This window comes from Limosilactobacillus secundus, from assembly GCF_020784695.1.
In the GTDB taxonomy this organism is placed as follows: Bacteria; Bacillota; Bacilli; order Lactobacillales; family Lactobacillaceae; genus Limosilactobacillus; species Limosilactobacillus reuteri_F.
Genome location: NZ_JAJGUA010000034.1, coordinates 95,214 through 117,625 on the forward strand (window position 1 = coordinate 95,214; position 22,412 = coordinate 117,625).

A 22,412-nucleotide genomic window follows, 5' to 3' on the forward strand; every position below is an offset into this window, starting at 1 on the left:
GGAGCATGTTTATGGCGAGTGTAAAAACTAATAGTGATTCACTTGATGTTACTCAAGTCATCAATCAACAAATTATTACAAAGATAAAGTATTTGCGACGCTTTAATGATGCAATTTCAAACCATCGCGATCGGGAAATCTACCAATTATTAGATAACCAGCGCTATGCTAAAGAGATTGAACATCGAGAACAACAACCAAATGATAAAGGTGTAATGAACCTAGTCGATGATTTAGCCGATCAATTAAGTAATTACCTTAGTGAAAACTTAATTAAATATTTGGGCAAAACCTATCCGTTCTTTTATTATGAAGAATACCAAACTGGCCACTATCGGATTTATTTTGGTAACTGGTGGGATCGGCGTCAATTTGGTGAGCTAGACGTTTTAAATGTCCGCTTTTCTTTTGACCAAACAGAATATAATAAATTACGGACAGCGTTTGAAATGGCACGTGACAATAAACGTTACAATAGTGACCGGATTAGTAAAATTTCTAGTGAAAATGATCGCCTCCAAGATTTGATTGATCATCAACGAGAACGCGAGGAACGTAAAGAAGCTCTTCAAGAACAATTAAAAGAAATTAGTTCACGATCTGGGATTTGGGAATCAAGTCGTAACAAGGAAAGTCGTCAAGAACTGGTTGAACAACTACAAAAGTTAGAGGACCAAGAAGAAGAAGCTCGTAATGCAGCCCAAACTATTAAGGATAATGAACGTGTTGTCCTATCCTTATCAAAAGAAAATACGATTTTAAGCTATGAACAAAAGAGTATTATCGATACTTTTGGCAGCTTTGAAGATTTTGAATTAGCTAATCGCAATTTATATGCTAATTATTTAGCTAGTTTAAATGAATCAGAAGGAAAGCAGGTGGACGACGATGAGCAATAATCGAATCGTGACTTCTCCTAGTGAACGAGTCCAGGCTCTTTCTGATTCATTTAAAGATGTCTTAAGTCTTGGACAAAGGTATGTTGACCTCTTAGACCAGTTAGCTCAGACCAAGGATGCTAAGAATTTATTATCAGCTACTAATAAACTAGCAAAAATGGACTTGGCGAATGCATTTATTGATTTTCCACCACATTATAAAGCGGCTGACTATTATCTGATTTTTATGGATCGCCTATTAAAAATGCATGGTGATACAGCTGTTAACGTTGCAGAAAATGAATTAAATCATGAATTTGAAGCGACTGTTGCGGCTATTGGGAGTGAAGCTGTTTTTAAATTTGAAGTTGATAGTCGAGGAGAAGCGGCTTTTACAGAGCAAAGTCAGCACGAACCACTTTTCTACCTGAGTTTAGAAGATAAATTAATGCAATTTAATAATCGCGCATTAGTAAATTATTTTATCGTTTATGCGCTTAAACAGCATACTGATCTTGAATTACGTGATGCGGTTAAACCTCTGATTGATTTTGCTAAATACTTGCAAAAAGATCTTGATTTCACGATTGATCTAGGTATTTTAGCAACTGCAAATGATCGCCGCTTTATGTTGAATAAGCCTGAACTCCCACTGACAGTAATTGATCGTTTATTTGTTGCTACGGCTGATGAAGATTACATGTTGATGAATTTGCCACGGAATAATGGAGCTGAATTACTATTAGATCAGGGTACAAAACTTGACATTGCTTTTGACCCGGACGATTATAGTCAAGAGTGGGCTTTCTTGGTTAAAGATTCGGATGAGCAAATTTCATTCTTTGATGTATTGCTTCACTATGACCTAGTTCGCGAGTGGTATTTAGCCAACCGTTCTGCCCTGGCCGTGAGAACAGATCATATGGAGATTGTTGATGAAGAACCACCAGCGACAACAGAGGTAGCAGAAGATGAATCATTAGATGAAGTATCTTCTACTTCTTCTACTGAACCATCAGAAGATTCAACTCCTAATGAGGAAGAATAAGCAACAGATTTTATTGTGGAGGCACAGCAATGTTAGATATTACTAAAATGCTTCACCAAATTATCGATTTAGAATTAAAAATTGATGATGAAAAGGAATTAATGATTGGGCCGGAAGCTAGAAAGCAAACAATTTTTGTTGACCTTGATATTTCTTTATCAAATATGGCTGAAGCAGCAGGGTGGTATAAGGTAATTAATCCTAGAGAAGTAGACAGAGAAGATTTGCTAAAATCGTATGTTGAATCGGTAGCTCTACTTTTATTGTATAGTGCAAAGATGCAATGGACGCATCTGGTTGTGCTAGATGATCAAGCCTGGCAACGAATTACGAATGCGAAAAGCTCTACAAAGTTAGCAGACCTTAATAAATCGTATCTAGCAATTAAACACTTCTTGAGTGATGCCTATTTTAATCATCAACAGGAAAGCTTTAGGCATGCTTGGCATCTTTTGCTAAAAATGGGCATTAGTGATTGGAAGTTAACACCTGATCAAATTTCCGATGCTTACCAAGCAATGATTAACCAACATTAGAATAAAAAAGCAAGAGGCCGAGGAAAACCCTCGGCCTCTTGTGTTGAACGGAATATAAGATTAAGCTTTTCGATCTCGTAAGCGATTGGTAGTTGCACTATGTTTTCCAGTTTCTTGGTTACTAAGACTGCCAAACATAAATTCACCAATTACCGACGCAACCAAAATTAAAACAATAATAAAAAATGGTAGCATAATAATCACCTCAAAAAGCAATCTCTATATTCATTATTATGAAAAACATTTATTTTTGCAACAAAATTGTAACATATGCGAGTGCATTTAAGAAATACTTAAAAAATGAAAATGAAAAATTAGAAAATTCTCTGTAAGTTTACAATGAGAGTAACTGAAAAAGAGGATAGGAAACAAAAACGTTTCCCTATCCTCTTTTTATAAATACCGTTTATATGGAGCGGGCGAGACTTGAACTCGCAACCCTCGGTTTAGAAGACCGATGCTCTATCCAGTTGAGCTACCGCTCCAAACAGATTTAAGTATATAATTTTCACTACAAAGTTGTCAATGGTAATAATCTAATATAATTATTTTATTAAGATAAAAGTTGCGCTTTCGTTGACAAACCGCTTTCATGATAACTATACTTTAAAATAGTAGAAGTACGAAAGTAGAAAGGACTTAAGCTGTATGATGGAAGGATGATGATTAAATGGCTGCTAATAAGACAGACCCACGTGTAATTAAAACACGTAATAGTCTGCGCAAAGCTCTTGTATATCTGATGAGACGTGAAAAGCTTGAAGATATTAGCGTCCAAAAGATTACTGAAACTGCCAACATCACCCGAGGAACTTTCTATCTTCACTATAAGGATAAACAAGATTTTATTCAGTCAGCAATCCAAGAGATTATTGACGATTTCTTCAACCAAGTAATGATCGATAGTAATTTTTCGAAAGAACGGACGGTAAAGGTGTTTTCACTCCGCAAAGCGTTTCAGTATATCGAAAATAACGCCGATATTTTTGATGTTCTATTAAATAATGAAAAGAATAACTTCTTTTATGAACAACTTTACAATCGGTTAGCAAATGAGATGACTCACTTTAATGAGCAAGTGAATAAGAACCAACAGTTGAAGGTCCCGCTTAATTTGCAGATTTCCTTTATTGATTCAGCATTTCTTGGCTTGATAAGTCGATGGCTAGAAGATGGCATGATTTATACTCCGCGTTACATGACACAAAGCGTGGCAAAAATGTTGGATCAGTTTAGTAGCGAGAATGTTTCTTTGGTTAATTTTTTTGATGGTGAATTAGAAGGAACATTAGAAAAGATTTAATAGCTACTATAGATAAAGAGGCTTTGAAAAATTATCTTTTCAGAGTCTCTTTTTTGTTACAAAAGTGGAGATTACGGTTGACGAAGAAAATAATATTTGATATTATACAAACGTTGTATTTGTGAACCAACAACTACAACCGCACGTTATTAAGTCTAAAGCTTATTTAGCTGCTTAGTACGGCGAGTCTGAGATATTAAGGAGGTGCACAAAGTATGTACGCAATTATCGTTACTGGTGGTAAGCAATACAAGGTAGAAGAAGGTGCTTCTATCTATGTTGAAAAGCTTGATGCTAAGGAAGGTGACAAGGTAACTTTCGATCAAGTTATCTTTGTCGGTGGAGACGACACTAAGATCGGTACTCCTGTAGTTGACGGTGCTTCTGTTGAAGGTACTGTTGACAAGCAAGGTAAGGAAAAGAAGGTTGTTACCTTTAAGTACAAGCCTAAGAAGCACACTCACACTAAGCAAGGTCACCGTCAACCTTACACTAAGGTTACTATCAACAAGATCAATGCTTAATGTGGAGGTGAGATCATGATTCGAGCACAGTTTACTTTAGATTCGAATCAGCGGATCACTTCTTTTAAAATGACTGGGCATGCTGACTCTGGTCCATATGGGCAGGATCTTGTTTGTGCCGCAGTTTCTGCATTATCTATTTCAACGGTGAATGGGCTTGAACAAGTTGTTCATACAAAGCCTCACCTTAAACGAGATAATGATAATGGTGGTTTTCTTGAAGTTACAGGATTAGATCTTGGTCATGATAGTCAGATCCTTCTTAAAACTTTTTTAAATGGATTATGTGATATCCAAGAAAGCTATCCACAAAACATTGAAGTAAAAATGTTTGATTAAAGTTCATTGCTGGAGGTGAACAACTATGATTATGGATTTGCAATTCTTCTCCCACCACAAGGGGGGTGGTTCCACTGCTAACGGTCGGAACTCAGCTGGTCGTCGTCTTGGTACTAAGGCTGCTGATGGTTCAATCGTAACTGCTGGATCAATCATCTACCGTCAACGTGGTACTCACATCAACCCAGGTGAAAACGTGGGTCGTGGTGGAGACGATACATTATACGCTAAGGTAGCTGGTGTTGTTAAATTTGAACGCATGGGCCGCAGTAAGCGTAAGGTATCAGTTTACCCAATCGCTGAATAATTATAAAAAGACTGCTTTTCTACATGAAATAGTAGTCTTTTTATTTTTTAAAATAATTTTTCGTTATGTGTTAATCTATAATGTAAGAATATAATTAACCCACAATTGAAGGGAGCATAAGGTTTAATGACGATTGTTGATAAAGCTAAAGAAGTTCAGGGAAAGATTATTGCTGCATGTAAGCGCAGTGGTCGAGATCCTCAAGACGTTCAACTGTTACCAGTTAGCAAAAATCATCCAGCAGCCGATATTGCAGAGCTTTACAAAGCAGGATGGAATAATTTTGGTGAAAATTACGTTCAAGAATTAGCTAAAAAACATGATGAATTACCAGCAGACATTAACTGGTATATGATTGGCCACCTTCAACGTAATAAGGTTAAATACATTGCTGATTACGTTACAATGATTCAATCGGTTGACTCCCTTAAGCTAATGAATACGATCGAAAAAGAAGGGAAAAAGCACGATCGAATAATTCCAATTCTAATTGAAGTTAATGTTGGAGAAGAAGAGAGTAAATTTGGGGTTAAGCCAACTTTGCAAGATTGCATGGAATTAGCTGAGGCCAGTCTTCAATTGTCACATGTAAAGTTGCGGGGATTAATGACTAGTGCTCCCTATTATGATGACCCAGAAAAAACACGGCCGATTTTTCGCCGACTACGTGAATTGCGCGATGAAATGAACAACCAAAATGATCAATTAAAATTGGATGTTCTTAGTATGGGGATGACCCATGATTATGAGATAGCGGTAGAAGAAGGATCAACCTGTGTGCGGGTTGGGACAGCTATCTTTGGCCCTCGTGATTACTCTAACCGACAGTATTAAAGGAAATGTGCTATGTCTAGAATTAAACGTCTACAGAAGAAATTTGAAAAATTATATATCGATGCATTTTTGGTAACGGATGAAAAAAACATTTATTACCTTACTGGTTTTAACCTTATGGAAGGCGATGGATGCCTCTTAGTAACAAAAGATAATGCGATTCTTATTACTGATGACCGGTACCAACTTGCATTAGAAGAATTTGAAAACGATGAGGTTGTGGGAATGATTACCCGTGACTATTACGGTTCGCTTAATAAAATATGTCAGGGGATGAAAGTGACCGTCCTTGGATATGAAGATACAGTTACTTATGCCTTATTTGATATGCTTGATGAGCAGATGGCGACAGATCTTGTTCCTTTCCACCAACAAATTGAGCGGATGCGAATGATTAAAGATAGTGATGAAGTAAATGCCTTGCGTGCTTCTGCAGACTTACATTCAGCAGGATACCAGTACCTTTTAGAAAATGTTCACGCTGGGATGACCGAGCGCCATGTTGTGAACTTGCTTGATTTTTGGATGAAGGAACATGGGGCAAGTGGGGCCTCTTTTCCAACAATTATTGCTAGTGGTAAAAATGCGGCCAAACCGCATGCTACCGCTTCAAAAAAAGTGATTGAAGACGGGGATATTGTTACTGTTGACTTCGGCTACTACCTTAATGGCTATACGGCAGATATAACCAGAACCTTTGCCGTTGGTTCAATTGATCCAGAATTACGTGATGTTTACCAAATTGTCAATGAGGCCCGTGAAGCTGTAATCCAAGCTGCTCATGTTGGCCAACGAGGAGATCAACTCGACTTTGCAGGACGACAAATAATCGAAACAGCAGGTTATGGAGATGAATTCAACCATGGAATGGGGCATGGAATAGGTTTATCGGTTCACGAATTACCTGCTAGCTATGGTCCTGCTGCTCAAAATATTAAATTGCGAAACAATGAAGTTATCACTGTTGAACCTGGTATCTATATTCCGGAAATTGGCGGGGTCCGGATAGAAGATGATATCTTGGTTACTCATGGTGGAGTTGAGGTACTGACAAAGGCACCCACTGACCTGATAATCGCGGGAAAATAATATGCAACTTGCTACTCTGTATAATAATATTAATCAACAAGGGATTTCGGCAATTAAAAATCATCAAGAACAGTTAGATAGTAACTTAAGAAATTTTGATAAAGATATGCGGCGAGGACTGACGCTTACTGCCTCACTTCCTGCGCATGCTAGCCGGAATATTATGTTTTGCTTGCAAAAATTGGCTGCGATTGAACCTAAGCAATACTTCTATCCTCCGGCTGACTTGCATATTACGATTATTGACCTTATTGCAGCCAGCTCTGATTTTTCCCTTTCGGCATTTGAAGAGGAAAAATATAAAAATGCAGTAGGAGAAATTATTTCACAAATTGGGCCGATTCACTGGCATTTAGCAGGAATGATCACTAGTTCAGGAGCACTTCTTGTGAAAGGGTATTATTCAGCAGAATTATCAACTTTACGGCATGCACTTAGAAAAGAACTACCGTTACATGATTTATTACTAAAAGAACGATATCCAACAATTTCAGGATATATAACGGTTGTCCGGTATACTAATCCTTTTCAACAGGCAGACCGTTTCTTGAAGACGTTAGAAGAATTTAAATCAATTAATTTCGGGCAATTTACCACATCTAGTCTCGATTTAGTTGTTCATGATTGGTATAATCATAATTCGCGGTTAATTTCTAAATTATCGCTACGTTCCTAATTGACCAAGTTGTTGCAATTTGTGCGAACATAGTGCAGAATAGAAATGATTACTATAATTAAGAGAAGAAATAAATTGGAGGGCTGACGATGGCTGAAGAATCAAAGATTGTTTTAAGTAGTGAAGACAAGTCACTTGGGACAATTCAAATTTCGCCACGAGTTTTAGAAATTATTGCGGGGATTGCCGCAAGTGAAATCGATGGTGTTTCAAAGATGTATGGTTCATTTGCAAATAGCGTAAGTGAACTTTTGGGACGCTCTGATCGCCGGCGTGGAGTAAAGCTTTCCAGCAATGATGAAAAATTATCACTTGATGTGGATGTTTATGTTGAATATGGTGTCTCTGTTCCAAAAGTAGCGGCAATGATTCAAGATAAGGTTAAACAACAAATTACATTAATGACTGACCTAAAAGTAAAAGAAGTTAATGTACATATTAAGGGAATTGTAACATCTAAAGAAGACCAACAAGTAGACCCTAATAACTTGTTTGGCGAACATCTTAATGACGAGGCTGGTGAATAAAATGAGTTTGAACCGACATATGATTCGTGAGGAGGCTTTCCAAGTTCTCTTTGCTTTGCAATCAGATCCTGAAGCTGATATTCAAACTGTGTATGAAGCAATTCCTCATCATGATAAAAAGCAAATTCCCCCTTATTTATTGACTTTGGTAAATGGGGTGCGGGAACATCAAGATCAGCTTGATGAACAAATCAATGGTCTTCTCGCAAGCGGATGGACCATCAATCGTTTAGCAAAGCCGGATTTAGTGATTTTACGACTTGCTTTATTTGAAATTCAATATGCTGAAAATGTTCCAACAGTAGTAGCAATTAACGAAGCGCTAGAACTTACGAAAACATTCAGCAGTGATAAATCACGTAAATTTATCAATGGAGCCCTTGGTAAATTTGAAAAACAAGTCAACGCAAATAACTAATATTACTGGTAACAATAGTTATGGGGTGGAAAAATGAAGTGATAAACTTCTGATTCCACTCCTTTTTTACTTAAGCGTAATATTATTATGGTAGAATATAAAATGGAAATTTAACGAGGAGGAATCACTGTGACGACAATTATTGATGGCAAGGCCCTTGCTAAAAAAATCAATGCCCAGACCCAGAAACTGGTAGCACAGTTAAAAGAAGAACAAAATATAATCCCGGGAATTGCAGTCGTGATTGCTGGTGATGATGCAGCGAGCTTAATTTATACCCGAAATAAACATAATAAGGCTACTAAGTTAGGAATCAATTCAGTTTTAAAGAAATTTCCTGCTGATGTTAGCCAAGATGAGCTGCTTGCTGAAATTGAAAAATTAAATAATGATGACACAATTGATGCCATTCTTGTGCAGCAACCCCTTCCTCCTCAATTAGATCCAGAAGTAATTACCAATGCGATATTGCCAGCGAAGGACGTTGACGGTCTTAATCCTGGAAACTTAGGGAAATTATTTGCTAACCAGCATGGTAATTATCCTGTGGCTTGTACACCTCGTGGGATCATGCGGATGTTAGCAGAATATAATATTGATTTACAAGGAAAAAATGCGGTCATTGTTGGCCGGAGTATTTTAGTTGGTAAACCGCTTTTAGCTCTTTTAAATAATGCCAACGCAACTGTAACGATGGCTGGCAGAAATACTAGCGACCTTTCTGCTTTAACGCAAACAGCGGATATTTTAATTGTTGCTACTGGTGTGCCTAACCTTATCAAGGCGACAGATGTAAAACCGGGAGCAGTAGTAATCGATGTGGGAATTAATCGTTTAAGCAATGGTAAATTGACGGGGGATGTTGACTTTGAAGCGGTAAAGACAAAAGCTCAGGCAATCACTCCTGTTCCAGGTGGCGTAGGACCAATGACAATTGCAACTTTGATGGAACAAACAGTTGATTTAGCGCAGTGGAGGCATCATGGATAGAAGCCAGTATTTAACAGTTAGTGAATTAACTAAGTATTTGAAAATGAAGTTTGACCGGGATCCATACCTCCATACGGTTTATTTAACGGGCGAGCTTTCTAATTTTCGGTTACGGCAAAAGCATCAGTATTTTAGCTTAAAAGACGATAATGCCGTGATTGATGCTGTAATGTTTGAGCATCAATTCCGGAAAATTAAATTTACTCCTGAACAGGGGATGAAGGTTTGTGTAGTCGGTCATGTAAGTTTGTATGAAAAAAGTGGTCGCTACCAGATTTATATTGACCGAATGGAGCCAGATGGTCTCGGATCTTTATACTTAGCTTTTGAGCAACTAAAAAAGAAATTGAGTGCTGAAGGCCTATTTAATTTACCTAAAAAACAGATTCCAATGTTTCCGAAACGAATTGCAGTTGTTACTAGTATTGATGGGGCGGTTATCCGGGATATTAATACGACTGTTCGGCGACGCTATCCAATTGCTCAAGTTGTTTTATATCCCACTGTTGTCCAAGGGGATAAGGCAGCCGCTGATATTGCTAGGCAAATCAACCGTGCCAATGACCGCGGAGACTTTGATACTCTTATTATCGGTCGTGGTGGGGGATCAATGGAAGACTTATGGCCTTTTAATGAAGAAGTGGTGGCCCGTGCGATTGCCAATAGTAAGATTCCGGTGATTTCATCTGTTGGTCACGAAACAGATACAACAATTGCCGACCTTGTTGCCGATCAACGCGCAGCTACTCCAACTGCCGCTGCTGAATTAGCAACGCCGGTAAAATTAAACGATGTGTTACTGACGCTTAAAGAGAACCAGAATCGTTTATTAAATACGATGCGAACCAAAATTAATTTTGACCGACAACAATTGAATAAACAGTTGCAAAGCTATATTTTTCAGCAACCGGAAAGACTGTACGAAAATTATGCGCAAAAGGTTGACCAACTAACTCAACAGTTAGGTCAAGCAGCGCAAAATAAAATGCGAGAGATGCAGATGAACGTGGAAAGATTAAGCGGGCGTTTAACGGCGGCTTCTCCACTGCACCGGGTTCAACAACAAGAACAGTTAGTTAATCAGTCGCAAAAACAATTAGTTACAGCCTCCCTTGCCAACCAAAATGAAAAGAAACAACAAGTGACGACTCTTATTAAACAATTAGATTCACTGAGTCCCCTTAAAATTATGAGTCGGGGGTATACATATGTAACGAGTGATGAAAAGGTTGTTAATCATGCCAGTCAATTAACGGTTGGGCAAAATGTTCACCTGCATTTTGATGACGGGGAAGTTCAAGCAGAAATAAAAAAGGTAAAGGAGCACTAAGATGGCAACAGCAAAACCGACATTTGAAGAACAATTAGCACAATTACAACAGATCGTTAATCACCTTGAACAGGGAAATGTGCCACTAGAAGAAGCCCTTCAACAGTTTCAAGAAGGAATCAAGCTTTCTAAGGAATTACAAACGAAGCTAACAAATGCTGAAAAAACGCTTGGTCACTTAATTGACGATAATGGTGATGAAAAAGTCTACGAAAAACAAACCGATGACCCAAGCAATAATGGCGGTGGTAACCGTGGATTTGGTAGCGCTGATGAACAATAAGCAACGGAGCAGAAAAAGATGAGTACACCATTGCCGATTTTAAAAGAACAGATTGAAAACTATCTCAGCAAGTCACTGGCCGCAGATGTTGATCAGGCAACTTTAAGGGATGCCATGAACTATTCCCTAATGGCTGGGGGCAAACGGCTGCGTCCAGCATTGACGCTTGCAACAATCGAGATGTTAGGGGGCACGCTTAACGATGATATGTTACGCGCAGCTTCTGCATTGGAATTGCTCCATACATATTCATTGATCCACGATGACCTGCCAGCGATGGATAATGATGATCTACGCCGCGGAAAACCAACTAATCACTGTAAATTTGGGGCAGGAATGGCAACTTTGGCAGGGGATGGATTATTGACGTTAACCTTTCAGTGGGTTACTGATAACCACCTTCCAGCTGATATTCGAAGTCAATTGACCTTTGAACTTGCAAAAGCCGCGGGACCATCTGGAATGGTTGCTGGTCAGGCGCGGGATATTGAAGGCGAGCACCAACATTTAAATCTAAACCAGTTGAGATACTTGCACCGTCAAAAAACGGGGGAATTGATTCGCTATGCTGTTTTAGCAGGTGGGATTATGGTGGATCAATCTGCTGAAATCAAACAAGAGCTAGCAGCATTTGGTGAAAATTACGGGTTAGCATTTCAGATCTATGATGATTTAATGGATGTTCTCAGTACTACTGAAGAGATGGGAAAAGCCGTTCATAAAGATGCTGATGAGCAAAAAAATACTTATCCAGGATTGCTCGGTGTAGATGGCGCAAAGGAGCAGTTACAGATAGCTTTAACGGCTGCTAGCCAAAATCAAAAGAATCTTGAAAAGCTTACTGGTAAGTCATTTGCTGGTTATGATGACTTTTTAGCATATTTTAAATAAGGAAAGGGATTATGAAAAAAGAACGTGTAGATGTATTGTTAGTCCAACAAGGGCTGTTTGACTCTCGCGAACAAGCAAAGCGGGCAGTGATGGCAGGAGAAATTCTTGGCAAAAATAATGAACGATTAGATAAACCGGGACAAAAGATTCCGATTACTACAACCCTTCACATGAAAGGTCATAAAATGCCATACGTTAGTCGGGGCGGCTTGAAGTTAGCGAAGGCATTAAAGGTTTTTGATATTTCAGTTAAGGATAAGACGGTTTTAGACATTGGTTCATCAACTGGTGGCTTTACTGATGTAATGTTACAAAACGGGGCGAAGTTAAGTTACGCTCTTGATGTCGGAACTAATCAGTTAGTTTGGCAATTACGGGAGGATCCCCGGGTAGTTGTTATGGAGCAGACCAATTTTCGTTACAGCAAGTTAGCAGATTTTACCAGTGGTCAACCAGAATTTGCTTCGATTGATGTTTCGTTTATTTCCCTTCGTTTGATCTTGCCACCTTTGGCTCAGATCCTGAAAATGGGTGGTGAAGTAGTAGCGCTGATTAAGCCGCAATTCGAAGCGGGCAAAGAGCATGTTGGCAAAAATGGGATCATTCATGATCATAAAGTTCACCGGGCCGTTTTGGAAGAAGTGCTGACTTTTGCCCGGGAAGATCATTTCGACATCCTTGGATTAGACTATTCACCAATTAAAGGGGGACAAGGAAATATGGAATTTTTAGTTCACCTGCGCCTAAGTGAAAATCCTGGGATTGTTGCCGAAGAAGTAAATATCGATAAGGTTATTGCAGCCGCTGATGATGATTTGAATCATAAGGAATAAATAAAGGTGACTTAATCCATGAAAAAAGCAGAACGACAACAAAAAATTCGGGAAATCATTACTAATGAGAGCATTGAGCGGCAAGAAGATCTTGTTGCGCGCCTGCGTGAAATGGGATTGACAGTTACTCAAGCGACTATTTCGCGCGACATTAAAGAAATGCAACTGATAAAGATTCCTGCTGATAATGGGGGTTATCGTTATGGGTTACCGGCATATCATCGTCAAGGACATGAAAATCAGTTAGCTCAAACTCTTCAAGACAGTTTGGAACAACTAAAGCGCAATGATTGTTTCTTAGCGTTAACAGTTCATCCAGGGAATGGGCCGGTAGTAGCTACTTTAATTCGCAAGATGGATTTTCCAACGGTTTTCACAACAATTGGTGATGATGGGAATGTCCTTGTTGTTTGTATGTCTCCAGAAGCGGCAATTAGACTAGAAGAAAAGCTTAACGCAATGCTCGACTAGGCGAGGTGAAAATTTTTGTTACAAGAATTGACAATTGATAATTTAGCAATTATTAAGCACTTAACCTTAACTTTTGCTGATCAAATGACTGTCCTAACGGGGGAAACTGGTGCCGGAAAGTCAATTATTATTGATGCAGTTGGTTTGTTGGCTGGTGGTCGTGGATCTCAGGAATTTATTCGTCGTGGAGAGGAAAAGTTAAGTCTTCAAGGCCAGTTTGCAATTCCTGATGATCCTGAATTTGATAAACTACTTGAATCACTAGGAATTGATCATGAAGATGGGATCTTAATTGTCTCTCGAGAAATTCATCGTAATGGTCGTAATATTATCCGGATCAATGGGCAACTAATTAATACGGCGACGCTTCGTCAAATCGGGGCGGGATTAGTTGACATTCAAGGACAAAATGAGCACCAGCAATTAATGCAGCCTGAGACTCATTTAGGAATGCTCGACCAATTTGCGGCTAAAGAGGTCCAGCCATTACTTCAAAAATATCAGGAAGAGTATCGAGCTTATTCTAAACTCAAGGCTGCTGTAAATAAAAAGCAAGCAAACGAACAACAATGGGCGCAGCGATTAGACATGCTTCGGTACCAAGTTAATGAAATTGCAGAAGCTAATCTAAAAGAAAATGAAGAAGATGAATTAATTAGTGAACGTGACCGATTGGAACACTTTCAACAAATTAATAACGCTCTTCAACTAGCTGTGACGACCTTTAATGAAGGTGAGCAGGCGCCGGTTTTAGATCAGGTTGCCACGGTGATGGACTCAATCAATGCAATTGCTGAATTTGATGACGCTTATGATAATCTTAGTAAGGCTCTTAATGATGCTTATTACGCTCTTCAAGATGTGGCAAATGAGGCTAGTCAACAATTAGACATGCTTGAGTTTGATGATGAACGGTTAGCTCAGATTGAACAACGGTTAACTACTATCGGCGATCTTGAACATAAGTATGGCGATACATTGGCAGATGTTTTGAAGTATTATGATAAGATCAAAAAAGAACTCGACTCAATGGAGGCCGCGGCTGATTCTAGCAGTGATTTAGAGCAGCGATTATCAGAAGCCGAAAATAGGATTCGGGAAACCGGTCGTAAATTGAGTCAGGTAAGACAAAAAGCTGCTCATGAACTCGGTAAAAAAGTTCACCAGCAGCTTAAAGAGCTTTATATGGAAAAAGCAGAATTTGAAGTTCACTTTGCCAATCAAAGTCGGGAACAGTTTACACCGACGGGAATTGACCAGGTTGAATTTTATATCCGGACTAACCCGGGAGAATCGATGGGACCATTAGCAAAGATTGCTTCTGGTGGTGAATTATCACGGGTAATGTTGGCTCTCAAGACAATCTTTGCGCAAAAGGAGGGCGTTACTAGTATCATTTTTGATGAGGTTGATACTGGGGTGAGCGGACGAGTTGCCCAAGCAATTGCTGATAAGATTCGCTTAATTGCTCAACATTCGCAGGTCTTATGTATCACCCACCTGCCACAAGTAGCAGCGGTTGCGCAACATCATTTTCTTATTAAGAAATCTGTTCATGATGACCGGACAACTACTCGAGTTACACCATTGAAAGAAAATGATCGGGTTGAAGAACTTGCACGAATGTTATCGGGGGAAAAGATTACTCAACTGACGAAAGAGCATGCCCAGGAATTACTTAATATGGCAAAATAAAAAAGAGAGCCTGAGAAAGTAACCTCCAGACTCTCTTTAAATCGAATCTAATACTATAAATTCGCAATGTATCTAATTTGATCAAAGTTAACAACATAACTCACATTTTGATTCGTAATAAGGTATCGATTGCTATTCGCTAATTGGGCGATGTTGCCAGTAACGTTTACGGGATAGCCATCGTTGTTGATTGGCATTAGCTGAAACGTTGCTTTAATCTTATCTTTGATGGCTCGTTTTAAAAATAATTGTCGTTGTTTAGCGGGTTGGGGAGTAAGCAACCCTGCTTGCTGGTCGTCAGTAGGTGCTTCTTCAAAAAGGTGACGAAGCTTATGACTAATAATTTGTGGCGTAAATTTAAAAATAGACTTTTGTTCAATTTGCATAATCGCGCCTCCGAACATTCGTTTGATTATAGTATACGAACATATATTCAGAAATGCAAGCAAAAAGCTCAATGATTTTTTTGTTATTCAGGTGCTTGATTTCAGTACTAATCTAGTGCATTATAGTATTAATACGATTAAATAAATAGGAGCGTTATAATGGCAAATCGTGGAATGTTAATTGTCCTTTCAGGTCCTTCCGGGGTTGGAAAGGGAACTGTTCGGAAAGCTATCTTTGATTCAAATGATAATGATTTTCAATATTCAATTTCGATGACAACTCGAAAACCACGTCCTGGAGAAGTTAATGGTGTTGATTATTTCTTTGTAAGTAAAGAAGAGTTTGAACACCAAATTCAAACTGGTGGGATGTTGGAATATGCTAAGTATGTTGACAACTATTATGGTACCCCATTAAAATATGTTAATGAGACCTTAGATTCAGGAAAAGATGTTTTCCTTGAGATTGAAGTTAACGGAGCAATGCAAGTACGGTCTAAGTGCCCAGATGGCGTGTTTATTTTCTTAACCCCCCCTGATTTGGATGAATTAAAACAACGATTGATTCACCGGGGAACTGATAGTATGGAAGTCATTAATAAACGAATTCATAAAGCATTTGGCGAAATTCAAATGATGCAAAACTATGATTATGCAGTAGTTAATGACGAAGTACCAAATGCAGTCGAGAAGATTAAAGACATTATTCGTACTGAACGGCTTCGTGTTACCCGTGTAATGCCACGTTATCTTGAAATGTTAGGAGATGCCGAAAAATGATCCTTTTTCCATCAGTTGATGAATTATTAAAACATATTGATTCTCGTTATTCATTAGTTATGCTTGCTAGTAAGCGTGCCAACGAATTAGATGCAGGAGCTGCCCCATTGCTTGAACATTATGATTCAAGTAAGTCAGTTGGGAAAGCCCTTGAAGAGATTTTGGCTGGAAAAGTTACGATCGATCCTGATCAGACTGAAGACTTACAGGATTAAAATAAGTTGGATAAACAAAAGTAAGGGACTAGGGCAGAATTGTCACTGGCCCCTTTTTTACTTCTAAAAATGCTATAATCAATTAAGAAAAAATAAGTTGAGGTGACATAATGACACGAATTGCAGTGTATCTTACAGGCAGTATCGCTGCGTACAAGGGAATCGAAGTAGTGCGTGGCCTACAAAAAATGGGACATGAGGTTCGCGTAGGAATGACTGACGCCGCTACTAAGTTAGTCACTCCTGCTACTCCCTTTGCCTTGACGAAAGCACCAGTTCTTACTGACCTATGGGATGAGCATTCAACGCCTATTCCTCATATTGAATTAGCTGATTGGTCAGAATTAGCAGTGGTGGTACCAGCATCAGCAGATATCATCGCTAAAATGGCAACGGGACTAGCTGATGATGCTGTTTCTACCACCTTATTAGCAACTGGTGCCCCTAAAATTGTAGTTCCAGCAATGAATAGCCATATGTGGCTGGCCCCCGCAACTCAACGAAATATTACTCAACTTAAACAAGACGGGGTCAATATTATGCCGCCAGTTAATGGGAGGTTAGCTGAAGGATATGCTGGCCGCGGGCGTTTACCAGAGCCAGCAGCAATCTGCCAATATATAGAGGACTTTTTAACTAGCAGTCAAGCTTTAAAGGGCAAGCACGTGATTGTTACTGCGGGCGGAACCCGTGAAAATATTGATCCTGTTCGTTTTATTGGTAACCGGTCCTCTGGTAAAATGGGGATTGCACTTGCCAACGCCGCGGTCCAAGCAGGAGCTAAGGTGACCTTGATTGCCGGGCAAGTTACCGTTCCCCTTCCACAAACACCAGCGATTGAAGTTGTGCGCGTAACCACAACTGAAGATTTATATACCAGTTTAAAAGAACGCTTTTCGCGGGCGGATATTTTAATTATGGCGGCTGCGGTTGCTGATTATCGACCAGTTGAAACAATTGGTCATAAGATTAAGAAAAAAGATGGTGACCCGCATCTTACCATTACGCTTACTGAAACTATTGATATTTTAAAGAATATTGCGAAGATGAAGCAAACCGGTCAATATGTTGTCGGGTTTGCAGCAGAGACAAATGACCTCTTAGAAAATGCTAACCGTAAACTTGCTAGCAAAAATGCGGATATGATTATTGCAAACAGTGTGGCAGGGGAAACAGGGGCATTTGGCAGTGACCAGAATCAAGTGACCATCTTACAAAAAGATCAAACGCCAATTAAATTAGCTCGGCAATCTAAAGCTAAAATTGCAAACGAGATTATTGAGTTAGTTAATGCAAAATTAAAGTCAGGTGATTAAATGCCAGAGTTGGCACAGGTAGTTGTTGATGTTCCAACAATGCAAACAAATCAACCATATACTTATCAGATTCCGCCAAAGCTTGAAAAACAAATTCAAGTCGGGGTGAGAGTGATTGTGCCTTTTGGAAAGGGAAAACGGACTGTTCAAGGATTCGTTGTTGCCCTTGATAATGCATCCCAATATGAGGGCGAACTCAAACCAATTCAAGCGGTAATGGATCTTCAACCAGTAATTAATCCTGAATTAATGAATCTTAGCAAATGGTTGGCTGATACTACTTATTCTTTTTGGATTTCTTGCTTATATACGATGTTGCCTAACTTATTGAAGGCTAAGACTACCAGAATTATTCGAATTGTAGATGAAGTAGACGAACATGTTGCCTTTGATATTTTTCATGGTCGAGATGAATTAGAGATGGCAGCGGTACAAGATAAACCAGCAATTTTAAGTGAATTGTTCAAACTGCAAAAAGAAGGAAAGATAACGATTGAATACCAAGTGGAAGACCGGGCCAAAGCTAAAACTGTCACTGGTATTCGCTCTTTACTTAACTTTGAACAACTGGAAGATGAGCGTGCATCCCTTCATGCCAATGCTCATGCTCAAAACCGCCTTCTTTCATATTTACAATCAATTGGCAGTCAAGTTGTTAAGCAAAAGGATGCTGAACATAAAGCTGGTTTAAAAGCAGCCACCTTCAATCAGGGACAACAAAAAGGATGGCTAGAAAAAACATCAGTTGAAGTATATCGACAACCCTTAGCTATGCAGGGCACTCCTGATGATGCTCATTTAGCTGCCCCCTTACATCTCAATGATGATCAACAAAATGCCGTTAACCAGATTAATCAAGCAATCGACAATCATAACCCTAAAGTTTTTCTCTTACAAGGCGTTACGGGGAGTGGAAAGACAGAGGTATACTTGCAATCGATTGCTAATGCTCTCCAACAGGGAAAAACAGCCTTAATGCTTGTGCCTGAGATTTCATTAACGCCCCAGATTGTTAACCGTGTGCGGCGACGATTTGGTTCCAAGGTTGCTGTTTTACATAGTAGTTTATCGAACGGGGAACGGTATGATGAATGGCGACGAATCGAACGTGGAGAAGCGCAAGTGGTTGTGGGTGCCCGTTCAGCAATTTTTGCTCCGTTGACTAATTTAGGACTCATCATTCTTGATGAAGAACATGAATCTAGTTATAAACAAGATGAATCACCTCGTTATCAAGCGCGTGAAGTAGCTAAATGGCGGGGAAAATATAATCAAGCGCCTGTAGTTCTCGGCTCGGCTACTCCTAGTCTGGAGAGTCGTGCACGAGCAGTAAAAAACGTTTATCACTTGTTGCGTCTTCCTCACCGGGTAAACAAACAGGAACTGCCCCCAATTGAAGTGGTTGATATGCGGGATGAAATTAAAAAGTACGGGGAGAGTAACTTTTCTCAGAAGCTATTAACCGAATTAAATGACCGCCTGCTAAAGAACGAGCAAAGTATTTTAATGCTAAATCGACGGGGATTTTCGTCCTTTATGATGTGTCGTGATTGTGGAAATGTTTTAAAGTGTCCTAATTGTGATATTTCTTTGACGCTCCACATGGATACGCGGACAATGAAATGTCACTATTGTGGTCATGAAGAACCAATCCCCCGTGAATGTCCAAATTGCCATAGTCATCAGATTCGCTATTATGGGACCGGAACAGAGAAAGTTGAACAAGAATTACATCAGTTATTACCTCAGGCCCGGATTATTCGCATGGATGTTGATACCACCCGGCGGAAGGGAATGCATGCAAAATTATTGCGACAGTTCGGTCAACACCAAGCGGATATCTTATTAGGAACTCAGATGATTGCGAAAGGGCTTGATTTCCCTAATGTTACCTTAGTAGGGGTCTTAAACGCTGATACTGGTCTAGGCTTACCAGATTTTCGTGCTAGTGAACGGACTTTTGATTTGCTAAGTCAAGTTAGTGGTCGAGCTGGTCGGGCAAATAAGCAGGGGAAAGTTATTATCCAGACGTATAACCCTGACCATTACGCCATTCAAGATGCTAAAACGCATGATTATGAAAAATTCTTCAACCAGGAAATGATGCTGCGAAGGCAAGCCAGTTACCCACCATACTATTACACCGTTCGTTTGATGGCCAGTCATCCTGAAGAAGCTAAAGCAGCCCGGGCAATGGCAGATATCTATGGCCGCCTAAAGCAGGGGTTGTTATCTTCAACGGTTATTCTTGGCCCCACTCCGCGAGCAATTGCCCGAATGAAGCGTCGTTACTATTACCAAATAGTAATTAAATATAAGAAGGATCCGTACTTACATCAGTTGTTGTTTGATATTCTTCAAGATACGCAAAGTCGCGGTTTTAAGGATGTCCAAGTAAGTATCGATCCTGATCCACAGTATTTTATGTAAAAGAAAGGATGTTATTAATGTCAACATCAGTCGTTTTTATGGGAACACCAGAGTTTGCTGTTCCGATTTTACAAAGTTTAATTGATAATCCAGAATACGATGTTCAAGCAGTTCTTACCCAGCCAGACCACCATCTCGGCCGGAAACGTACTCTTCATCAATCGCCAGTTAAAGAGTTAGCTGAACAATATAATATCGAAGTCTTACAGCCGGCTAAACTCAGCAAAAGCCCTGAAATGGAGGTAATTATTAATTTGCAGCCTGACTTAATGATTACTGCTGCTTATGGGCAATTCCTTCCAACAAAGTTATTGGCGGCTGCTAAAATTGCGGCAATCAATGTTCACGGTTCATTACTGCCAAAATATCGTGGAGGGGCCCCAATTCAATATTCCATTATTAATGGTGATAAAGAAACCGGGGTCTCCATTATGTACATGGTTAAAAAGATGGATGCGGGAGATATTATTTCACAAAGGTCTATTCCAATTGAAGACACTGATGATAGTGGCACTATGTTCAAAAAGCTTAGTTTGCTAGGGAGAGACTTACTGTTAGAAACGCTGCCTAAACTTATTAGCGGGGATGTTAATCCGGTCGCTCAAGATCCGGATAAAGTAGTCTTTTCTCCTAATATTACTAGTGAACAAGAACAGATTGATTTCCGACTTCCAGCACGTTTAATTGATGCGAAGGTGCGGGGATTACGGCCGGCTCCTCTTGGTAACATGGTTATTGATGGATTACGTACAAAAATTTACGATGTGACCCCATTAGAAGAAAAAACAGACCTTGAACCAGGAAAAGTAGTGCGGGTCACGAAACATCAATTAGTAATTGCTGCTGGAGATGGAACGACATACCAGATTAATAAGTTAAAGCCAGCAGGGAAAAAGGCGATGGATATTACATCCTACCTTAATGGACATAAAGATATTACAGAGGGAGGCCAAGTTGTAAGTGAAGACTAAATTTCAACCGCAAAATGCGCGTGAATTAGCTTTAGTGGCGCTCGAAGGGGTTGTCGAAAATGGTGCATACTCAAACTTGCAGGTTGATCAGTTATTAAAAAAGTACCCGTTGGCAGATAAAGATCGCCGGTTGGCAACCAATATTATTTATGGTGTTTTGCAGCATAAACTTACCCTCGAATATTGGCTAAATGGGTTTGTACAGGGAAAAAGACTTGATCCTTGGGTAAAGACGCTTCTCTTGTCTGCACTTTACCAGTACCATTATTTAGAACGAGTCCCAGATTGGGCGGTAACTGACGAAAGTATTGAAATAGCTAAACGCCGAGGGAATCCAGGTATTCGAAAGTTTGTCACTGGTGTTTTACATGCCATTTTGCGGAAAGGATTACCTGACCTGCGACAAATTAATGAACGTGATTTGCGGTTAAGTATCGAAAATAGTGTGCCACGGTGGCTAGTCAATGAGCTGACTAGGGAATATGGCGAAGAAGATACTGAAAAAATACTTCAATCAATTAATGAGCCAGCTCATCAAGTAATTCGGGTTAACACCACCAAAACTGACCTTCCGACCGTCAAACAAGCTTTGGATGCTGCTGGAATTGAATATCAAGAAAGCCAAGTTGCTCAAAATGCCTTAGTAATTACGAAAGGTGAAATTATCAGTTCCAATCTCTTCAAAAATGGCGAAATCACTATTCAAGATGAAAGTGCCATGTTAGCCGTGGAAAGTATGCATATTGAGCCGGGTGATAAAGTCCTGGATGCTTGTGCAGCTCCTGGTGGGAAGACTGTTCAAATAGCAGAAGCCCTCACTAATGAAACTGGCCATGTTGAGGCACTTGATATTCACCAACACAAAGTTAATTTGATTGAAAAAAATGCTCGTCGACTAGGAGTTGAAAAGCGAGTTACTGCTCATGCCCTTGATGCGCGGGAAGTTGATCAACTTTTTGATGATGAAAGTTTTGACAAGATTTTAGTTGATGCACCTTGTAGTGGGATCGGACTTTTACGCCGGAAACCAGAAATTCGTTATACAAAGACGCTAAGTGATAGCAAACAATTACAGAAGGTTCAGTTAGCAATTTTAAATGCGGTTGCCGCAAAAGTTAAAAAAGGCGGTATAATCACATACAGCACGTGCACAATTTTACAACAAGAAAATGATGATACTGTTCAAGCGTTTCTAGCTGAACATCCAGAGTTTGAATTGGTAAAAACAACAACTGCACGAAAAGTTAAGGATACTCGTCACTCATCAACCTTAACTATTTTGCCGAGTGACTTTGATTCTGATGGCTTCTTTATCAGTAGTCTTAAGAAGGGAATATAATAA

At 39.5% G+C, this 22,412-nt stretch carries 27 protein-coding genes, 1 tRNA gene and 1 other annotated feature; of the genes, 25 read left to right on the forward strand and 3 right to left on the reverse strand.

The genetic code is table 11. From position 1 onward, the window contains the following. Window positions 1-5: 5 nt before the first annotated feature. The 3 genes from LMB57_RS05935 to LMB57_RS05945 are packed head-to-tail and all read left to right on the forward strand — an operon-like array spanning window position 6 to window position 2,462. A complete protein-coding gene (locus LMB57_RS05935; protein ID WP_418887476.1) occupies window positions 6-899 on the forward strand; it encodes an exonuclease SbcC in 894 nt (297 codons plus the stop codon). Beyond that, the gene (locus LMB57_RS05940; protein WP_229272247.1) at window positions 889-1,926 is read left to right on the forward strand and encodes a hypothetical protein; all 1,038 of its coding nucleotides are present in this window, start codon (window positions 889-891) and stop codon (window positions 1,924-1,926) included. The genes LMB57_RS05935 and LMB57_RS05940 overlap by 11 nt, the downstream gene beginning before the upstream one ends. A 29-nt stretch (window positions 1,927-1,955) precedes the next feature. Next, entirely contained in the window at window positions 1,956-2,462 is a 507-nt protein-coding gene (locus LMB57_RS05945) for a hypothetical protein (RefSeq protein WP_229272246.1), read from the forward strand. A 60-nt stretch (window positions 2,463-2,522) separates the two neighbouring features. On the opposite strand, the gene LMB57_RS09810 is transcribed toward LMB57_RS05945, so the two are convergent. Beyond that, window positions 2,523-2,657, reverse strand: coding sequence for a hypothetical protein (locus tag LMB57_RS09810; RefSeq protein WP_259409267.1), 135 nt, complete (start codon window positions 2,655-2,657; stop codon window positions 2,523-2,525). 216 nt (window positions 2,658-2,873) lie between these two features. Beyond that, window positions 2,874-2,947: transfer RNA gene (locus tag LMB57_RS05950), tRNA-Arg, on the reverse strand. Between the two features lie 185 nt (window positions 2,948-3,132). Between LMB57_RS05950 and LMB57_RS05955 the strand changes: the two genes are divergently transcribed. From LMB57_RS05955 to recN, 16 genes are all read left to right on the forward strand, one after another. Continuing rightward, window positions 3,133-3,765: a TetR/AcrR family transcriptional regulator gene (locus LMB57_RS05955; protein WP_229272245.1), complete on the forward strand. Its 633-nt coding sequence runs from the start codon at window positions 3,133-3,135 to the stop codon at window positions 3,763-3,765. Between the two features lie 127 nt (window positions 3,766-3,892). Further along, window positions 3,893-3,965: a sequence feature (ribosomal protein L21 leader region), on the forward strand. Between the two features lie 15 nt (window positions 3,966-3,980). After that, window positions 3,981-4,289: a 50S ribosomal protein L21 gene (rplU, locus tag LMB57_RS05960; protein WP_003664009.1), complete on the forward strand. Its 309-nt coding sequence runs from the start codon at window positions 3,981-3,983 to the stop codon at window positions 4,287-4,289. Between the two features lie 15 nt (window positions 4,290-4,304). Continuing rightward, window positions 4,305-4,628, forward strand: a complete 324-nt coding sequence (locus tag LMB57_RS05965; protein ID WP_229272244.1) for a ribosomal-processing cysteine protease Prp — start codon at window positions 4,305-4,307, stop codon at window positions 4,626-4,628. Window positions 4,629-4,653: 25 nt separating this feature from the next. After that, window positions 4,654-4,935, forward strand: a complete 282-nt coding sequence (gene rpmA, locus LMB57_RS05970; protein ID WP_019252495.1) for a 50S ribosomal protein L27 — start codon at window positions 4,654-4,656, stop codon at window positions 4,933-4,935. A 126-nt stretch (window positions 4,936-5,061) separates the two neighbouring features. After that, on the forward strand, window positions 5,062-5,769 hold the full coding sequence (locus LMB57_RS05975) for a YggS family pyridoxal phosphate-dependent enzyme (protein ID WP_229272243.1): 708 nt from the start codon (window positions 5,062-5,064) through the stop codon (window positions 5,767-5,769). A 12-nt stretch (window positions 5,770-5,781) separates the two neighbouring features. Then, window positions 5,782-6,858 carry a M24 family metallopeptidase gene (locus LMB57_RS05980; protein ID WP_229272242.1) on the forward strand — a complete coding sequence of 359 codons (1,077 nt, stop codon included), beginning with the start codon at window positions 5,782-5,784 and terminating at the stop codon, window positions 6,856-6,858. Between the two features lies 1 nt (window position 6,859). Beyond that, window positions 6,860-7,534: a 2'-5' RNA ligase family protein gene (locus LMB57_RS05985; protein WP_229272241.1), complete on the forward strand. Its 675-nt coding sequence runs from the start codon at window positions 6,860-6,862 to the stop codon at window positions 7,532-7,534. 89 nt (window positions 7,535-7,623) lie between these two features. Further along, on the forward strand, window positions 7,624-8,061 hold the full coding sequence (locus tag LMB57_RS05990; protein ID WP_229272240.1) for an Asp23/Gls24 family envelope stress response protein: 438 nt from the start codon (window positions 7,624-7,626) through the stop codon (window positions 8,059-8,061). Window position 8,062: 1 nt separating this feature from the next. Next, complete coding sequence (gene nusB, locus LMB57_RS05995) at window positions 8,063-8,479, forward strand: transcription antitermination factor NusB (protein WP_229272239.1); 417 nt, start codon at window positions 8,063-8,065, stop codon at window positions 8,477-8,479. 129 nt (window positions 8,480-8,608) lie between these two features. Beyond that, window positions 8,609-9,469: a bifunctional 5,10-methylenetetrahydrofolate dehydrogenase/5,10-methenyltetrahydrofolate cyclohydrolase gene (locus LMB57_RS06000; RefSeq protein ID WP_229272238.1), complete on the forward strand. Its 861-nt coding sequence runs from the start codon at window positions 8,609-8,611 to the stop codon at window positions 9,467-9,469. Then, on the forward strand, window positions 9,462-10,799 hold the full coding sequence (xseA, locus tag LMB57_RS06005) for an exodeoxyribonuclease VII large subunit (protein WP_229272237.1): 1,338 nt from the start codon (window positions 9,462-9,464) through the stop codon (window positions 10,797-10,799). Before LMB57_RS06000 ends, xseA begins: the two co-directional genes overlap by 8 nt. A 1-nt stretch (window position 10,800) precedes the next feature. After that, window positions 10,801-11,082, forward strand: a complete 282-nt coding sequence (locus LMB57_RS06010; protein WP_003663862.1) for an exodeoxyribonuclease VII small subunit — start codon at window positions 10,801-10,803, stop codon at window positions 11,080-11,082. Window positions 11,083-11,100: 18 nt separating this feature from the next. Continuing rightward, the gene (locus tag LMB57_RS06015) at window positions 11,101-11,973 is read left to right on the forward strand and encodes a polyprenyl synthetase family protein (RefSeq protein ID WP_229272236.1); all 873 of its coding nucleotides are present in this window, start codon (window positions 11,101-11,103) and stop codon (window positions 11,971-11,973) included. 11 nt (window positions 11,974-11,984) lie between these two features. Beyond that, window positions 11,985-12,806 carry a TlyA family RNA methyltransferase gene (locus LMB57_RS06020; RefSeq protein WP_019254000.1) on the forward strand — a complete coding sequence of 274 codons (822 nt, stop codon included), beginning with the start codon at window positions 11,985-11,987 and terminating at the stop codon, window positions 12,804-12,806. An 18-nt stretch (window positions 12,807-12,824) separates the two neighbouring features. Further along, window positions 12,825-13,277 (forward strand): arginine repressor, encoded by a 453-nt coding sequence (locus LMB57_RS06025; protein ID WP_229272235.1) that lies wholly within the window; start codon window positions 12,825-12,827, stop codon window positions 13,275-13,277. A gap of 15 nt (window positions 13,278-13,292) precedes the next feature. Continuing rightward, on the forward strand, window positions 13,293-14,972 hold the full coding sequence (recN, locus tag LMB57_RS06030; protein ID WP_229272234.1) for a DNA repair protein RecN: 1,680 nt from the start codon (window positions 13,293-13,295) through the stop codon (window positions 14,970-14,972). 53 nt (window positions 14,973-15,025) lie between these two features. On the opposite strand, the gene LMB57_RS06035 is transcribed toward recN, so the two are convergent. Further along, complete coding sequence (locus LMB57_RS06035; RefSeq protein ID WP_324255229.1) at window positions 15,026-15,376, reverse strand: hypothetical protein; 351 nt, start codon at window positions 15,374-15,376, stop codon at window positions 15,026-15,028. Window positions 15,377-15,517: 141 nt separating this feature from the next. On the opposite strand from LMB57_RS06035, the gene gmk reads away from it, so the two are divergent. The 6 genes from gmk (at window position 15,518) to rsmB (ending at window position 22,409) form a co-directional block, all read left to right on the forward strand. Next, window positions 15,518-16,138, forward strand: coding sequence for a guanylate kinase (gmk, locus tag LMB57_RS06040; RefSeq protein WP_003663856.1), 621 nt, complete (start codon window positions 15,518-15,520; stop codon window positions 16,136-16,138). Continuing rightward, window positions 16,135-16,353, forward strand: a complete 219-nt coding sequence (gene rpoZ, locus LMB57_RS06045; RefSeq protein ID WP_229272232.1) for a DNA-directed RNA polymerase subunit omega — start codon at window positions 16,135-16,137, stop codon at window positions 16,351-16,353. The genes gmk and rpoZ overlap by 4 nt, the downstream gene beginning before the upstream one ends. A gap of 110 nt (window positions 16,354-16,463) precedes the next feature. Then, window positions 16,464-17,669 (forward strand): bifunctional phosphopantothenoylcysteine decarboxylase/phosphopantothenate--cysteine ligase CoaBC, encoded by a 1,206-nt coding sequence (gene coaBC / locus LMB57_RS06050; RefSeq protein ID WP_229278129.1) that lies wholly within the window; start codon window positions 16,464-16,466, stop codon window positions 17,667-17,669. Further along, the gene (priA, locus tag LMB57_RS06055) at window positions 17,670-20,099 is read left to right on the forward strand and encodes a primosomal protein N' (protein WP_229272230.1); all 2,430 of its coding nucleotides are present in this window, start codon (window positions 17,670-17,672) and stop codon (window positions 20,097-20,099) included. Window positions 20,100-20,116: 17 nt separating this feature from the next. Beyond that, a complete protein-coding gene (gene fmt, locus LMB57_RS06060) occupies window positions 20,117-21,070 on the forward strand; it encodes a methionyl-tRNA formyltransferase (protein WP_229272229.1) in 954 nt (317 codons plus the stop codon). Beyond that, window positions 21,060-22,409, forward strand: a complete 1,350-nt coding sequence (gene rsmB / locus LMB57_RS06065) for a 16S rRNA (cytosine(967)-C(5))-methyltransferase RsmB (protein WP_229272228.1) — start codon at window positions 21,060-21,062, stop codon at window positions 22,407-22,409. Before fmt ends, rsmB begins: the two co-directional genes overlap by 11 nt. The last annotated feature ends 3 nt before the right edge of the window (window positions 22,410-22,412 follow it).